Annotated in this window: 15 protein-coding genes; 1 reads left to right on the top strand and 14 read right to left on the bottom strand. The window is 65.1% G+C overall.

All coding sequences use genetic code 11. The annotated features are described in order from the left end of the window. Positions 1–15 precede the first annotated feature (15 nt). From ACED18_RS19380 to ACED18_RS19315, 14 genes are all read right to left on the bottom strand, one after another. Positions 16–1,308 (bottom strand): ABC transporter substrate-binding protein, encoded by a 1,293-nt coding sequence (locus ACED18_RS19380; protein ID WP_377295287.1) that lies wholly within the window; start codon positions 1,306–1,308, stop codon positions 16–18. A 48-nt stretch (positions 1,309–1,356) separates the two neighbouring features. Continuing rightward, positions 1,357–2,367 (bottom strand): LacI family DNA-binding transcriptional regulator, encoded by a 1,011-nt coding sequence (locus ACED18_RS19375; RefSeq protein WP_377295271.1) that lies wholly within the window; start codon positions 2,365–2,367, stop codon positions 1,357–1,359. 200 nt (positions 2,368–2,567) lie between these two features. Next, complete coding sequence (locus ACED18_RS19370; RefSeq protein ID WP_377295270.1) at positions 2,568–3,926, bottom strand: amidase; 1,359 nt, start codon at positions 3,924–3,926, stop codon at positions 2,568–2,570. Positions 3,927–3,937: 11 nt separating this feature from the next. Beyond that, entirely contained in the window at positions 3,938–5,155 is a 1,218-nt protein-coding gene (locus ACED18_RS19365) for a PotD/PotF family extracellular solute-binding protein (RefSeq protein ID WP_377295269.1), read from the bottom strand. A 55-nt stretch (positions 5,156–5,210) separates the two neighbouring features. Continuing rightward, positions 5,211–6,251 carry a CobW family GTP-binding protein gene (locus ACED18_RS19360; protein ID WP_377295268.1) on the bottom strand — a complete coding sequence of 347 codons (1,041 nt, stop codon included), beginning with the start codon at positions 6,249–6,251 and terminating at the stop codon, positions 5,211–5,213. Further along, positions 6,244–6,576, bottom strand: a complete 333-nt coding sequence (locus ACED18_RS19355; protein WP_377295267.1) for a hypothetical protein — start codon at positions 6,574–6,576, stop codon at positions 6,244–6,246. Before ACED18_RS19355 ends, ACED18_RS19360 begins: the two co-directional genes overlap by 8 nt. 69 nt (positions 6,577–6,645) lie before the next feature. Further along, positions 6,646–7,524, bottom strand: a complete 879-nt coding sequence (locus ACED18_RS19350) for a polysaccharide deacetylase (protein WP_377295266.1) — start codon at positions 7,522–7,524, stop codon at positions 6,646–6,648. Positions 7,525–7,554: 30 nt separating this feature from the next. Further along, positions 7,555–8,673 (bottom strand): ABC transporter ATP-binding protein, encoded by a 1,119-nt coding sequence (locus ACED18_RS19345; RefSeq protein ID WP_377295265.1) that lies wholly within the window; start codon positions 8,671–8,673, stop codon positions 7,555–7,557. A 65-nt stretch (positions 8,674–8,738) separates the two neighbouring features. Beyond that, positions 8,739–9,971 (bottom strand): PotD/PotF family extracellular solute-binding protein, encoded by a 1,233-nt coding sequence (locus ACED18_RS19340; RefSeq protein ID WP_377295264.1) that lies wholly within the window; start codon positions 9,969–9,971, stop codon positions 8,739–8,741. Between the two features lie 109 nt (positions 9,972–10,080). Continuing rightward, entirely contained in the window at positions 10,081–10,848 is a 768-nt protein-coding gene (locus tag ACED18_RS19335) for an SDR family NAD(P)-dependent oxidoreductase (protein WP_377295263.1), read from the bottom strand. A 15-nt stretch (positions 10,849–10,863) separates the two neighbouring features. Next, on the bottom strand, positions 10,864–11,601 hold the full coding sequence (locus tag ACED18_RS19330; RefSeq protein ID WP_377295262.1) for an SDR family NAD(P)-dependent oxidoreductase: 738 nt from the start codon (positions 11,599–11,601) through the stop codon (positions 10,864–10,866). Continuing rightward, on the bottom strand, positions 11,601–12,446 hold the full coding sequence (locus tag ACED18_RS19325; RefSeq protein WP_149740285.1) for an ABC transporter permease: 846 nt from the start codon (positions 12,444–12,446) through the stop codon (positions 11,601–11,603). Before ACED18_RS19325 ends, ACED18_RS19330 begins: the two co-directional genes overlap by 1 nt. Before the next feature lie 3 nt (positions 12,447–12,449). Beyond that, complete coding sequence (locus tag ACED18_RS19320) at positions 12,450–13,343, bottom strand: ABC transporter permease (protein WP_377295286.1); 894 nt, start codon at positions 13,341–13,343, stop codon at positions 12,450–12,452. Between the two features lie 87 nt (positions 13,344–13,430). Beyond that, a complete protein-coding gene (locus ACED18_RS19315; RefSeq protein ID WP_377295261.1) occupies positions 13,431–14,519 on the bottom strand; it encodes an ABC transporter ATP-binding protein in 1,089 nt (362 codons plus the stop codon). Between the two features lie 570 nt (positions 14,520–15,089). Here ACED18_RS19315 and ACED18_RS19310 point away from each other — a divergent pair. Continuing rightward, positions 15,090–16,112: a GntR family transcriptional regulator gene (locus tag ACED18_RS19310; RefSeq protein WP_377295260.1), complete on the top strand. Its 1,023-nt coding sequence runs from the start codon at positions 15,090–15,092 to the stop codon at positions 16,110–16,112. Positions 16,113–16,163: the final 51 nt, after the last annotated feature.

The raw sequence follows: 16,163 nt of genomic DNA, 5'->3' as shown, positions 1-16,163 counted from the left end.
CGCCGCCCACGTGGCTTACTGCTGCTCGTTGAAGGGCGGGTAGCCGGCGTTGTCCTCGATGTCCTCATCGATCTTCTTGGCCGCCGCCGTCAGGGATTCCTGCACGTCGGCGCCGTTGAAGATCTTGTCGACGGCCTGCATGAAGGAGGAGGTCAGCGTCGGATAGGCCGGGTGCGGCGGACGCGCGACGGCGGTCTTGGAGGCCTGCTCGAAGGCGACGGCAAGCGGGCCACCGGCGGCGTAGAGCGGGCTGTCGGCGGCAAAGCTCTTCAGGCCGGGGAAGGCGGACTGGCTCTTGGCGTAATCGCGATATTCCTTGTCCTTCAGCAGGAAGCTCACGAACTTCCCGGCAATCTCCGGGTTCTTGGCGGTTGCGGAAATGCCCCAGATCCAGGTGCCGTTCGGGCTGACGCCCTTGTCGCCGATCTTCGGCAGCGGCATGACGACAATGTTGTCCTTAATGGCGGCGGAGGCTTCCGCATAGAACCAGTGACCACCCATGGCGAGTGCCGCCGGCTGGCCCTCGGCATAGAACTGGTTGGTGCCGGACGAGGTCGGAACGATCCAGCCCTTCTTCACCCAGTCCTGCATCATCGTCATCGCCTTGACGCAGGCTTCGCTGTCGAGTGTGCCGCCGGCGACCCAGCTCTTGCGGTCGATCAGGTCGCAGCCGGCGCTTTCCAGCAGCGGGCCATAGGCATAGGTGATCCATTCGGTCTTGATGCCATAGCCGCGGAACGTGTCGATCGGCCACTTGACCCCGTCGAGCTTGGAGAGCTTTTCGAGATAGCCTTCGAATTCCTCGCGCGTCCACGCGTCATCAACACCCTTCGGGATCCGCGCACCGATCGCTTCGAGATATTTCTTGTTGCCATAGAGAACGACGGAAGAGTCCGTGAGGCCGATGGCATAGAGATCCTTGTCGATCGGGTAGGTGCCCTGGGCGATGTTGGATTCCGTCATGTCATCAAGGAGATCCTTGTCGACGAGCGGCTTGATCGGCTGCAGGTAGCCCGACCAGACGTAGTTCGCCAGGAAGGGCGCATCGAGTTCCATGATGTCGGGCAACTGCTTCGACATGACGGCGGCGCTGAACTTCTCGTTATAGGCGTCGTGCGGCGCGTAGATCAGCTCGATATCGACGTCCGGATTGGCCTCCTCGAAGCGCTTGGCGACATCGCCATAGGCCTTCACCCAGCCCGGATCGCCCTGGTGCATCATCGTGACGACGGTCTTGGCATCGGCGGCGCCGGCCATGAAAACCAGAGCGGTCGACGCGGCGAGAGCCGAAAGTAAACGATTACCCATTGAGATACGCATGTCAGTCTCCTCCATTTCAGTTTGGTTAGGGGTCTTTCAGACGGATGCCCGCTCCACGAGGTGGAAGGGGAGCATTTGAACGCGGGGCGGCGCAGCATCCTCCGCAAGGAGGATCTCCATCGCCTGCCGGCCCATGGCGCGGTGCGGCAGCGCCATGGTTGTCAGCGGCGGGTCGAGCCGGGATGCCAGCTCGACCTGGTTGTCGAAACTCGCCACGGCAATGTCGTGGGGAATGCGCACGCCGGCCCGGGCAAGGGCCGCATAGACTTCCATCGCCACGCGGTCGTTGCCGCACAGAATCGCGTCCGGCCGGTCAGGGCTCGCCAGAAGCGCCTCGATATGCGTCGCGACGAGGCTTGGCGCGCGGTCGCTGTAAAGGGCGCGGCGCACCGCCGGCAGCACCGCCATCGGCGCCATGCCGGCCTCCGCAAGCGCGTCACGAAAGCCCTTTTCGCGCAGCGTGCCCGCGAGAATGCCGGGCAGGTTGATGAAGGCGATGCGTCGGCGTCCTGCCGCCAGCAGGTAGCGGACGATGTCGCCCGCGCCACCCTCTTCGTCGGGCACCAGCGAGGTAACGCGGCCGGAGAGATCCCGGCAATTGATCATCACCCCCACGGCCCCGGCCAGCTTCTCCGAGAGATCGACCGTCTTGTGGTACATGGCGGCATAGGCGATGGCGCGCGGACGAAACTGCTGGACCTGATCAAGCTCCACGCCGGCCGTGCCGCCGCTGTGGTTGACCGCGAAAATCGTCATGCCGGCACTGCGCGCTGCGCCATCAAGGCCGCGCACGATCTCGGTCGCAAAGGGTGAGGTGATCAGGCCATCGGAGACGACACCGATCAGCGGCAGCCACCCCTTGCGCACGCCACGGGCTGCAAGATTGGTGACATAGCCGAGTTCGTCGGCAATGGCCTTGATCCTCTGGCGCGTATCCTCCGACATCCGTCCGGAGCCGCCATGCAGCGCGCCCGACACCGTTTTCACGGAGACGCCGGCTCGTGCAGCAATGTCGGACAATGAGACGGACACGCCCCTGATCTCCATTGGGTTATCGTTTACCCATAGAAGCGCAGGGAACCGATGTCAAGCGTCCCGCACGCGCATATCCCGAGCGCGCGGCCGGGACGAGACCTGCGGAACAGCGCGGTCGATTGGGGGGGGGAGGGGCCAATGCCGCTCTCCAGCGGTGGATGAGCGGGCAGTCGCCACCGACGCCGGAGCGTCTGCGCATGGATGCAGACGTGCTAAAGCGCAGCCTCGACGGCCAGCGCGGCGGCCAGCAGCGCCTCATCCTTCTGGGCGAGACCCGACAGCAGGAGCCCGACGGGCATGCCGGCAGCGCCTGTGCCGATCGGCAGGGAGACGCCGCACCAGTCGAAGAAGTTGCCGATCAGCGTGTTGCGCAGCGTCTTCGCATTCATCGCGACAAAGGCGTCATCATCGTCGATCAAGGGGGCGACGGGCGGCGCCACATGCGGGAGCGTCGGCGACAGCAACAGTTCGCCGGGGGCAAGCGCCTGCTCGACCTCGGCGGTCAGGCGCCGGCGGGCGGAAAGCGTCGCGATATAGTCGGGCATCGAGATCTTCGCGCCGAGCCGCGCCCGGGCCACGACGCGGCGGTCCATGCGCGCAGCTGCATCGCCCGTCAGCCGCGCCTCGTGCAGGGCATAGGCTTCCGCCGTCACCAGTGCGCCACGCTCGGCCATCAGGTCAAACAGGGCGGAAAATTGCGGAAAGGCCTGACGACGGACCGTGGCGCCTGCCTTTTGCAGCGTCACGACGGCGGTCTCGAAGGCGGCAATGACCTCCGGCTCCGCCCCGTCGAAGAAGACCGTTTCCGGGATGACGAAACGGAGATCGCCAAGCGCGGCCGCAGTCACCGCTGGCGCTGCCTGCCCGCGCATGGCGGCGTCGATCCAGATGGCATCCTTGACGGTGCGGCAGAGCGGTCCAAGCGAATCGAGGCTCGTTGCCAGCGGAAACACACCCGCCATGCTGTAGCGGCCGCGGGTCGCCTTGTAGCCGACGATGCCGTTGAAGGCGGCGGGGATGCGGATCGAGCCGCCGGTATCCGTCCCGATCGCCACCGGCACGAGGCCTGCGGCCACCGCGACACCGGACCCCGAGGACGAGCCACCCGGCAGGCGGTCAACATCCGTGCTGCGAGGGTTCTTCGGCGTGCCGTAATGCGGGTTGATGCCGAGGCCGGAGAAGGCGAATTCGCTCATGTTGAGCCGGCCGATAGACACCATGCCGGCCGCGGAAAGGGCCGCGACGACATCGGCGTCACGGGCCGCTGGCGGATCACCCGCAAGCACGACGGAGCCCGCCGTCGTCACAGCCCCCTCCATGTCGAAAAGATCCTTCCAGGCGATCGGAATGCCGTCGAGCAGGCCACGCGAGCGGCCGGCCTTGATCCGCTCCGACGCCGCCTGCGCCTCGCGATAGGCGCGCTCCTGCGTGAGCGCGGTAAAGATCGCGGGATCGCCATGCTCCTCGATCGCGGCAAAGGTTTCTTCGGCGAGTGTCACGGCGTCGAGCGTGCCGGATTGCAGCAGCACCGAGAGCGAGGCGACCGAACGGCCGCGGATATCGAGGGACATGGGGGGCTCCTTCAGCTGCGCCCGACCAGCTGCATCCAGCGGCGGACGAGATAATTGTGTTCATCCATGGTCGTGTTCCAGACCGCGATGTTGTTGGCCCGCTGCCAGTAGGAGCCGCCGGAACGCACCGAGCCCTTCTTGATGCGGATCGAGCCATCCGGCCCCGGCAGATCGGTGCGGGCCGGCAGGCCGCCATACCAGTAGTCCCACTCCTCAGCCGAAAGGTACGCGCGGGAACGCTCGGGGGTGGAGATGTAATAGCCCTGGCGCGCGACGACGGCGCCCGGCCAGCCCGATATCCACCAGTTGAGATAGTCATAGGCGACATCGAGCATGCGCCCGTCGAGATGGCGCGAGAGGCACAAGCCGCCATGCCAGGCGCGGTAACCCTCCGCCGGCACGGCCTGTTCGACCGGAACGCCCTGGCCGGAGAGGATGTTGATGCCCGTGGACCACATGCTCTGGATATCGGTCCGCCCATCCACCATCAGACGTGCGGCATCTTCTGCCGTGCGCCAGAAGCTGCGGAAGAAGCCGGCCCGCTTGCGCTCCTCGAGGATTTCGATCAGCCGGTCGATCTCGTCCACCGTCATGTTGCCGATGTTGCGAAACGTCATCAGCCCGGCGGCGCGCGCAGCCAGCGCCGCGTCGAAAATGCCGATGGCGGGTTCGTCCACCAGCGCAGCCCGGCCCGCCCATCTGTCATCGAGAAGGGCGGCCCAGCTCGCGGTTTGCGCGCCGTTGGTCACCGCATCGGTGCGATAGGCGAAGCTGTCGAAATTGTGCGTCGTCGGCAGCATGGAGATCAGCCCGGTCGGCTGGTCGCCGAGCGCGAGATTTGGCTGCACGAAGAGCTTCTTCACGGGCACGTCGCCCTGACCCAGCCTTGGGTTGGGGCCGATATGGCCGAGCTTCGTCAGCTCGTTCACCTCGTTCCAGAGCGTGATGCGCTTCAGGTCGATCGGCTGCACAGCGCGCCAGTACCAGACGATGTCGAGATTGTGGAAGCACTGGTCGTAGATGTCGTAGGTCGCCGGCTCCTGCGCTGCCTTGTGCTGGGTGGTCAGGAAGTCGTTGTTGTCGAAAATGACGGTAATGCCGAGATCGGCTTCGGCCCGCATGCGCAGTTCTTCGAGCAGCGAGATGGCGGTTCCGAGCACGCGCAGCGTCGGTCGTCCCCTGGTGTTCAGGGCCGGAGCGGCAAGATCGGGGCGGGCATGCTTGTTCATCGCGCGGGGTGACCATCGTCGTGGCGGTTGCAAGGTCCTGTCGCCGGCCGGACTCTCACGCGACGGCGCTCATCCGGGGAACCATGGCGAAAGCCTCGAAGGAGCGTTTCAACAGATTGCCGTCGAGCCCGTCAACGATAAAGACGATGCGCGAGCGGCGGTCCTCGTCCGGCCAGGCCTGCATGTGGACCGGCGTGTGCACGAGATGCTGCACGCCGTGGATCGCTACGGGCCGCTCCTCGCCCTCGATGTTGAGGATGCCCTTGACGCGGATGACCCGGTCACCATGCCGGTTGAGCAGCATGGTCATCCAGAGACCAAAGGCCGTCCAGTCAACAGGCTGGTCGACGCTGATCACGATGGAGCGGAAGTCGGCGCTATGGCCGCCGCCGTCGGCATCGACCAGTTGCAGCGGCGCATCGCAATAGAAGCCGGAGGGCGACTGGAGAAGCGCCACGCGCGGCACGGCCTCATCCATCACCAGACCGGCGAGATCGAGATCGGCATCCGTCGCATCGAAGACCGGAGCGTCGGGGTTCAGCGCCGAAAGACGCGCAGTCAGCGCGTCCAGCGCATCATCGGCGCACAGGTCCCGCTTGGTAATGACGATGCGGTCGGCGATGGCGGCCTGCCGGTTGGATTCCACATAGGTATCGAGCTGGCGAAGCCCGTTCACCGCATCAACCGTCGTCACCACATTGCCGGGGCGGAAATGATGGCGCAGCACGGGATCGGCCTTGATGGTGGAGAGCACAGGGAAGGGATCGGCAAGGCCGGTGCTTTCCACGACGATCCGCCGGAAGGGCGGGATCTCTCCCCGCTCCCGGCGGGCATGCAGGTCGCGGATCGCCTCGGCCAGTTCGCCGCGCACGGTGCAGCACAGGCAGCCGGATTGCAGCAGCACCATGTCCGTATCCAGCTGCTCGACGAGGTGGTGATCGAGGCCCGCCTCGCCGAATTCGTTGATGAGGACGGCAGCGTCGCTGAGCGCCGGATCCTTCAAGAGGCGCGACAGAAGCGTCGTCTTGCCGGAGCCGAGAAAGCCCGTCAGCAGATTGACCGGGGTGAAATCGGGAATATCGCGGGCGTCAGCCATGCCGGTGGCGCTCCATGCGCGAAATGATCGCCTCGTCGAGCGGATCGCAGCCGCGTCCGATCATGGCTTCCGCCGCCGGCCAGAGGTGGCCGAGATCCTCGACGACCTCCGTCTTGCCGGTGCGCGAGGAGAGCAGGAACGAGGCGCCTTGCCAGTCGGTCAGTTGAAGGGCAAAGGCGGAGAGGATGGTATTGGCGGCGTTGACCCGGCGCGCACGTTCGCGGCGGCGATCGACGCGCTCGTGGTTGCGCGTGAAGACGCCCGGCCGCGCCACCGCATCGGCCCAATGCTCGTTGCCGCCCAGAATGCCGCAGAGGGAACACATCGTCGGATCACGCCTTTCATGGGCTCTATCCGGGCGGCAGGCCTTTCCCGCCGCCCGGGTCGTCAGGGGCTACTTGCGCGGGAAGCGCGCGTTGAAGTCGTCGGCGATCTCGTTCATCGTCACGAACTTCACGCCCGGATGCTTGATCATATAGGCATAGAGGCGTTCGAGCATCATCAGAACCTGCGGACGGCCGGCGACATCCGGATGGATGGTGATCGGGAAGACGGCATAGTCCATTTCGCGATAGACCCAGTCGAACTGGTCGCGCCACATCTGCTCGATGTCGCGCGGGTTGACGAAGCCGTGGCTGTTCGGCGCCTTCTTGATGAACATCATCGGCGGCAGGTCGTCGAGATACCAGGAGGCCGGGATTTCGATGAGGTCGGTTTCCGTCCCCCGCTTCAAGGGCACCATCCAGTCCGACGGCTTCTTGGAATAGTCGATCTTGGTCCAGCTGTCGCCGACGCGCACGCGGTAGGGCGTGAAATCGTTGTGCATCAGCGAGTGGTCGTACTTGATGCCGCGTTCGAGCAGCAGTTCGTTGGTGACGTTGGAGAATTCCCACCACGGCGCCACATAGCCGGTCGGGCGCTTGCCCGAGAGCTTGGTGACGAGGTCGATGCACTTGTCGAGGACTTCGGTTTCCTGCTCGCGCGTCATGGCGATCGGGTTTTCATGGGTGTAGCCGTGAATGCCGATCTCGTGGCCGGCATCGGCCACCGCCTGCATCTGCTCCGGGAAGGTCTCGATCGAGTGGCCGGGGATGAACCAGGTCGTCTTGATGCCGAAGCGTTCGAAGAGCTTCAGGAGGCGCGGGCTGCCGACTTCACCGGCAAACAAGCCGCGCGAGATGTCGTCGGGCGAATCTTCGCCGCCATAGGAGCCGAGCCAGCCGGCGACGGCATCGACATCGATGCCGAAACTGCAGAAGATTTCCTTAGCCATGGTGTAAGCCTCCGTTTTTAAAAAGAATGGTCAGGCGGCCGGGATGACCGTCGCTTCCGACGGGTTCCACGACAGCATGATGTTGGACCCGACGGCGAAACGGCCGGGCTGGTATTTGTCGACATGCGCCTCGAGCGAGACCTGCCGGCCATCCTTGAGCGCGGCCCGCAGATGCGAGACATGGCCGACCACCTCGAAGCCGGTCAGCGTCGCATCGATGAGGTTGCCGTCATATCTGCGGCCGATCTCCTCGCGTGTGCCGGCGCCTGCGCCATGCACTTCGATCGCTTCCGCAGGCACGACGAGATTGACCTTGCCGCCCCGGACACCCGCGCCATGGCGGCCGTTCCACTGGCCGGACAACAGGCCGACGGGCGTCGAGACCCGCGCGACATCGGCGGCGGCGGCCTCGACCGCACCGGAAAAGATCGTGTTGCGGCCGATGAACTGCGCCACGAAGGGCGTGTCCGGCCGGGTGTAGAGCTGGTGCGGCGGGCTGATCTGCTCGACGCGGCCCTGGTTCATCACCACGATCCGGTCGGACAGGGCGAGTGCCTCCGACTGGGCGTGGGTGACGAAGATGAAGGTGACGCCGAGCGTCTTCTGCAACAGCTTCAGCTCGTTCTGGATCGCCTTGCGCAGATTGGCGTCGAGCGCGCCGAGCGGCTCGTCGAGCAGCAGGATATCGGGTTCCACGACGAGGCCGCGGGCAAGCGCAATGCGCTGGCGCTGGCCGCCGGAGAGCTTTTCGGGCTTGCGCTCGGCAATGTCCTCGAGGCCGAGGGTGGCGATGATCCGGTCGACCTTGGCATCGCGCTCGGCCTTGGGCATGCCCTTCACGTCAAGGCCGTAGCCGACATTGCGGCGCACCGTCATGTGCGGAAAGAGGGCGTAGTTCTGGAAGATGGTCGAGGTCGGACGGTGCTCCGGGCGGATGTCGTTCATCCGGATGCCCTTGATCATCATGTCGCCGGAGGTGATGCTCTCGAAGCCGGCGATCATGCGAAGGGTCGTCGTCTTGCCGCAGCCCGAGGGCCCAAGGAAAGCGATGAACTCGCCCTTGTTGACGGCAAGGTCGAAATTGCTGACGGCGGTGGCGCCGTTGTCGTAGACCTTGCCGACATTGATCAGTTCGAGGTCGTAAGTCATGGAAGCACGTCTCCAGGCGGTGTGGATGTCCGGGCCGCGTCAGGCGCAGCCCGGACGGGTCACGATCAGGCGTTCAGGAATTCGTCCCACTTCTGGATGAGGTGGTCGTATTCATCCGGCCACTGGTGCCAGTAGGCGACGTTCTTGGCGCGCTCCTCCAGCGAGCCGCCATCGCGCAGGTCGCCTTCCTTGATGCCGCGCTCCTCTGCGCCGACCCAGGGCTTGCCCTCGTACCAGAAGGCGTACTTCTCGGGCGCCATGACGTTCTTGATATTGGTCGAGGGCGAGTAGTAGCCCTGCTCGGAAACCGTGATGCCCGGCTCGCCCGACAGCCAGTAGTCGGCATAGGCGATGACGGCATCCTTGTTGGCGGTGCCGGCGATCATCGCCGGGCCGATGGCCCAGCCGCGATAGCCTTCCTTCGGAACGGCGTACTTGCAGGGCTTGCCCTGTGCCTTGACGGCCATGACCGCCGGCTGCCAGGCATCGCAGACCACCATTTCGCCGGAGGCCATGAGGTTAACGAGTTCGCCGAAATCGCCCCAAAGCGCGCGGAACTGGCCTTCCTTCTTCTTGGAGATGAGGAATGCGGCGGCCTCGTCGATTTCGGCAGCCGTCGGGTTGCCGGGGTTGGCGACGTTGGAAAGGCCGAGCGAATTCATCGCCATGATGGCCTGGCCGAAGGCGATCAGCGGGTCGGTGTTGAGACCCGACTTGCCCTTCCACTTGGGATCGAAGATCGCGGCCCAGGTGTTGGCTTCCTCGGCGGTCACGACATCCGGATTGTAGCCGATGGAATCGTAGTTATAGACGGCCGGCACCATGTTCAGCATGGTCTTGGCCTCGTCCGCCCAGATCTGCCCGGTGATCTGCGCCTTGGCGTCCCACTTGTCGGAGGGCGTCGTGAAGGTCTCGCGGATATTAGCCCAGTTCTTCAGCGACGCCGCCGGGATCGTCTCGACATTGTTGGTCATGACGATGGAGGGCAGGCGCTCGGCGATGATTTCCCAGCAGTCATAATCCTTGGAGCCCGACAGGATCTTGGTCTGCGCATCCGGGAAGGTCGCGGCCGTGCCGGAGGTGGTGCCGACACCGGAGGCCTTCTTGAACTGCTCGAGAATGCGTTCCTGCACGGTGACCGAAAGGCCGATGGTGCGCAGCTGCTGCGCCGCAAGGTCGGCCGCCTGCGCATAGGCCTTGCGCGAGGACAGGAACGGCGTGCCGGCGCCCATGGCCAGCGCCATGACGCCCGCCGAACGCTTCAGCAGCGAGCGGCGATTGATTTCGAAAGTCGACATGATCTTCTCTCCGTTTCTTTGTGGTTCCCCGAAGCTCAAGGCGGCGCCCCAGCTCCATTCTTCGTCATGCATGCCGTCGCGAGCCCCAGCGCCGCGGCGGATATCGTGTTCAGTAGCGGCCCACGAGCAGGCCCCCGTCCACGACCAGCACCTGGCCGGTCATGTATCTCGCGCCGGTCGACGCCAGAAATGCGATGACATCCGCGATGTCTTCGGGCGTGCCGAGACGCCCCATGGGGATGAAGGCGGCGGCCTTTTCGGCGCCCTCCGGCCCCAGCGAGTTTTCCTCCGACAGGAGCTGCGCGGTGCGGATGTAGCCGGGCGCGACGCCGTTGACGCGCACGCCGTCTGCCGCAAGTTCCACGGCAAGGCCGCGCACGAGGCCCACGACGCCGGACTTGGCGGCCGAATAATGCACATGCTCGTCCCAGCCATAGGCGACGCCCATGATGGAGGAGAGCGCGATGATCGACCCACTCTTGCGAGCCCGCATGGAGGGTGCCGCAGCGCGCGCCAAGCGGAAGATGCCCTTGAGGTCGATGTCGAAGGTCAGGTCCCACTTCTCGTCGGTGAGGTCGGCGAGCTTTGTGCGATGCGCGATGCCGGCATTGGCAACGATCACGTCGATCCTGCCGTGACGGGAGAGGATGTCGGCGACGAGGCGTTCGGTCGTTTCGGTCGAGCGCACGTCGTAGGGCTGGAACTCGGCCGAGCCGCCGGCCTCCACAATCGCCGCCGCGATGGCAGCGCCTTCCGCCTCGAGAACATCGGTGACGACGACATGGTCGCCGGCTGCCGCGAAGGCTTTAGCGGTCGCGGCACCGATGCCGATGCCGGCTCCGGTGACGATGACGATGCGCTGTTCGGCTGCATTCATGGTCTTCATCCTTCCTTACAGCATCACATCGCCGGAATTCGGCCCGAGGGTCTGTCCGACGAAAAGGGAGGCCTCGTCCGAGGCGAGGAACGCGACGGTGGCGGCGACTTCCGACGGCTCGCCGAAGCGGCCGAGCGGCAGCTCAGCCTTCTTGGCCGCACGCCAGTCTTCCGACAGATCCATCACGAGCGGCGTGTTGATCGGCCCCGGCGCGACCGCGTTGACGCGCACGCCGCGAGCCGAAACCTCGCGGGCCAGCGCCTTGGTCATGCCGATGATCGCCGCCTTGGCGCCGGAGTAGTGAACGAGTTCGACGCCGCCGATCTGGCCGAGCTGCGAGGCGACATTGACGACGACGCCCTTGCCGGCGGCGAGCATCGCCGGCAGCACGGCCCGCGTCATAAGGAAGGTGCCGCGTACATGGACGCGGAACATCCGGTCGAAATCGGCGACCTCAAGGCTTTCGAACAGCGACTGGTGCGCAATCCCGGCATTGTTGACGAGAAGGGCGACCGCGCCGAAGGCGGCGACCGCCTCCGCATGGAGACGCGCCACATCGGCCTCATCCCCGACATCGCCGGCGCCCGAGGCAGCCGTCCCACCGGCCGCGCGGATCTCCGCGGCGACCGCCTCGGCCCGCTCGGCCGAGAGATCGTTGACGAACACGGCGTAGCCATCGGCGGCAAGCCGGATCGCGATGGCGCGGCCGATGCCGGAGCCGGCACCCGTGACGAGAGCACTTGTGCCGGCCATCACGCATCCTCCTGCACGAGGACGCGTCGGGCGCGGCGCACCGAGAGCGACATGAGCACGGCATAGGTGCCGAGCAGCGCGAAGGAGAACAGCGTCGTCAGCACGCCGAAGGCAAAGACGTTCGGATGCACTTCCACCGAGAAGGTGCCGTAGATGGCGAGCGGCAACGTCAGATCCCGGCCGGACGCAAAGAGCGTGCGCGAGAACTCGTCATAGGAGAGCGTGAAGGCGAACAGCATGGCCGAGAGCACGCCCGGAAAGATCAGCGGGAAGGTGATCTTGCGGAAGGTGCGGGCCGGCGTGACGCCGAGCGACCAGGCGGCTTCCTCGACCGAAGGGTCGAAGCGATTGAAGATGGCGAGCATCACCAGGAAGGCGAAGGGATAGGTGTAGACCACGTGCAGCACGAAGGTCGTGCCCCACCAGTGCCGGTCGATGCCAAGCGTGTTGGCAACGAGCGCCATGCCGAGGCCGACGAGCACGCCGGGCACCATCATGCCGAGCACGATGAGGTAGAAGACCACGCCCGAACCCTTGAAGCGGGTGCGGAAGGCCTGGGCCGAGGTGACGCCGAGCACGGTGGAGACGATCATGGTCATCACCGCCAGCACCAGCGAGCGCACCAGGCCTTCCTCGATCGGCAGCGGCGCGATGCGCGAGGGCGGCGTCAGGCCGAAGAGATGCTTGTACCAGTAGGTCGACCATTCGATGATCGGGAACTGCGGTCCGCCTTCCGGTCCCGTCTGGAAGGACAGGATGGCGAGCACCACGAGCGGACCGTAGAGGAAGACGAGGAAGAGGGTCGTGTAGAAGGCGAGCCCGAGTTTGATGCCATTGGCGTTCATGGTTCAGAGCTCCTTCCTGAGATCGACGACACGCAGCAGGACGGCGACCACCGCACCCATGAGGATGGTCAGCACCACGCCGGCCACCGCCGCGAAGGCCCATTTCAGCGAGCCCACCTGGGTGACGATGATGTTGCCGAGAAGATTGACCTTGCGGCCGGAGAGTGCGGCGGAGGTGGCGAACTCGCCGAGCACCATGACCGACACGAAGATGGCGCCGACCACCACGCCGGGCATGGAGAGCGGCAGGATGATGGTGCGGAAGATGCGCCAGAAGCCGGCGCCGAGATCCTGCGCCGCCTCGATGATCGAGGGATCGATGCGGCCCAGCATGAAGGCGATGGGGCCGACCATGAAGACGCAATAGATCTGCGTCATGCCGATGATGACGGAGAGGTCGGAGAAGAGCAGCACCTCGATCGGCTGGCTGACGACGCCGAGCTTCATCAGGATGAGGTTGATCGCGCCTTCCTTGCCGAGCATCGGCCGCCAGGCCAGCACGCGGATGAGGAAGGAGGTCCAGAAGGGAATGACGCAGAGCACCAGAAGCACGGTCTGGAGCGTCTTGTTCTTCACGAAGAGACCGACGAACAGCGCGGCGGGATAACCGACCAGGAGGGTCGTCGCGAGCACGATCAGCCAGATGCGGATCGTCGTCCAGAGCGCACCGAGATAGGTGTCACTGGAGAAAAAGGTGATCCAGCTCTGCAGCGTCAGCGTCGGCTCGATCTTGAAGGTCGTCTGCGTCCAGAAGGAGACGTAGACCATCATCGCGATGGGCAGCACCAGGAAGAGCGTCATCCACAGCACGCCGGGCGCGACCAGCCAGAGATTGCCGGCGCGGGCCTTGGGCAAGGTGACGGCGGCCGGCGCCGTATCGTCGACAAGGTGGGGCATGGTCATGGTGCGGATCTCCGGATGCGGATCGCCGGTCGGGCAGAAGAGGGGAGGAGGGGAGGGACGGCGCGGCAGGCCGCCGGTGCGTCAGGCATAGACAAGGGCGTCCTCCTTCTTCCAGGCAAGGCGATAGGTCGCCTGCGGCTCGAAGGTGGACGGGGCGGCATGGCTCAGATGCTGCTCGACCTCGAAGATGCTGCCATCGGCCAGCGTGAAAAAGGCGTTGACGGCAGAGCCGGTATATTCGCTGGCGATGAAGGTGCCCTCGACGCCCGTTTCGCCGTCGGCAAGGGCCGCGTCCTTCGCACGGATGGAAACCCGGTCGTAGCGGATCGCATAGGTGGGGCTTGCCGCCGTCTGGCGCAGGCCGCCGATCGAGACCGTACCGACCGGCGACACGAAGCTTTCGCCCGCCACCCGTCCCGGCAGCAGGTTGTAGCAGTTGAGGAAGCGCGCGACGGCCGGCGAGGAGGGACGGTTGTAGATCGTGTCGGCATCCCCATGCTGGGCGATGCGGGCGCGGTCGAGCACCAGCACGGTGTCGCCCATGGCCAGCGCCTCGGTCTCGCTGCCGGTGACATGCAGGAAGGTGACGCCGCAGCGCTCGCGAATGCTGCGCAGTTCGGAGCGCATGCGGGTGCGCAGGTTCGCATCGAGCGCGCCCAGCGGCTCGTCGAGCAGCACCATCTTCGGCTCGGTGACCAGCGTGCGGGCGAGCGCCACGCGCTGCTTCTGCCCGCCGGAGATCTGGCTGACACCGCGATCTTCGAGGCCGGTGAGGCCCACGAGCGCAATCATGTCCTTCACCTTGCGACGGACGACCGCGCTGTCGGTCACCGGATCGATGGCGCGGTTCGTCAGCCCGAAGGCGATGTTCTGTTCCACCGACAGATGCGGGAAGAGCGCGAAATTCTGGAAGACGAAGCCGATGCCGCGCTGGTGCGGCGGCAGCGCATCGATGCGCTCGCCCTTGAAGCGGATCTCGCCGGCTTCCGGCCGCTCGAAACCGGCGATGACGCGCAGCAGCGTCGTCTTGCCGGAGCCGCTCGGGCCGAGCAGCGAAATGTAGGAATCGTCGGGCAGGGACAGGCTGATCCCATCCAGCGCACGGGCGTCGCCATACTGTTTCACGACGTTTCGGAGGTGGAGCACAGCCGTCACGGAAATCCCTGCCATCTGTCTTCGCGACGGCGGATTCCGGGCACGGCTTTCCCGCGACGGGCAACGGCGTCGCCCGACCTCATGGATAGCCGGCATCGTTCACGCTGAAGGCTTCAGCGCGCCGGAAATGCCGTCCGAAAGTGTCTCAAAAAATGCTGTCTGTCTGTTCCCGCGCTTCTGGGTGGCGCTATGGCAACCATGGCATAAATGATTTTTGCATTCAATAGACTTTTTTACGAAATGCGCGTGGCGGCGATTTTCGCCAGGATCAGCAAGTGCGGGAACGATCGCGGAGCCAGCCGGAGACGCAAAGCAAAAGCGAATTTCCCCAGAACCCCGCAATCAGAGGGGTTTGAACGCCGCAAAACATACCGACGGAGCGACAGGCTCCGCCTTCGGACATCCATTCGAGCACCGCAAAAATCGCATCAGCAGCGCGTCGGGTGCGTTCGTAGCCCTCGACACATCTGCAAATTTCAGCGATTATTGTATGCAATAGACATTTTATCTCCGTCTAGGAGACCGGAGGCAAATTGTCTAGAACAGGCACATCGCCACCTCCCTTCGCGAGGAAAGATCGCGCCCATGGCCGACAGCATGACCGACAGCCAGACCGGGCAGAACACGCGGCGCCGCTACGAGATCGCCGAGGATGTGCTGCGCCGGAACATTGCCGAGGGACTGCTGCCGCCGGGTCTGGTTCTTCTCGAAGGACCGATCGCCGATATTCTCCAGACCTCGCGCGCCCCGGTGCAGCGCGCCCTGCAGGCGCTTGAAAGCGACGGGCTGGTCCACCGCTTCAAGGGACGCGGCTATCTGGTCGGGCCGCCGGGCGCCGGCATCGAGCCTGACCGCACCGACATCAAGAGCCTCGGCCTCACCATTCCCGAGCATGCCGACGAGGCGCTGCAAAGCCGCTCCTCCTGGGAGCGCATCTACAATACGGTGGAGCGCGACGTGGCCGGCTGCGTCGTCTTCGGCCAATATCGCATCATCGAGATCGAGCTTGCCAATCACTTCAAGGTCAGCCGCACCATCGTGCGCGATATCCTGACGCGCCTGCGCGAGCGGGGGCTGGTGCGCAAGAACCAGAGCTCGCACTGGATCGCCGGTCCCCTGACAGCCCAGACGATCAAGGAGCATTTCGTGCTGCGGCGCATGCTGGAGCCGCAGGCCCTGCAGACCGGGGCGAACGACATCGACCGCGAGGCGCTGACCGCCCTCTTCGACCGGCTGGTGGCGCTGGAGCGGCGCGACCTGCGCGATTACCTTGACGACCTCGAGGATATCCAGGCCCGCTTCATCGAGACCTGCATACTCGCCACGCCGAACGAAAAGCTCCAGGACCTCATCCGAAACAACCTCCTGCCGATGACGGCCACGGAGCGTCTGCTGCGCCGGCTGGGCCTGCCCGGCGATCCCATGGTCATCACCGAACTCAGGCTCGTCGTGGAACTCCTGATGCGCGGCGCCCCTTGCGCGGCCGCCGCCATGCTCGAAACCCATCTCGACGCCGCCGTGAACCGGACGATCGCACAGATGAAGATCGTCGCGATCATTCCGGGCCCCGGCGAGACCGCCGATTACCTCACCCGCGTTCAGGAGTGAGCGGGAGAGGGAAGGGGAAAATCTGCTGGTCTGCATCACGATCTCCTTTCT

Source organism: Rhizobium sp. SG2393, assembly GCF_042610495.1.
Lineage (GTDB): Bacteria > Pseudomonadota > Alphaproteobacteria > Rhizobiales > Rhizobiaceae > RU20A.
Note: the sequence above shows the minus strand (reverse complement) of the source record. Positions and strands in the feature narration are given on the sequence as shown.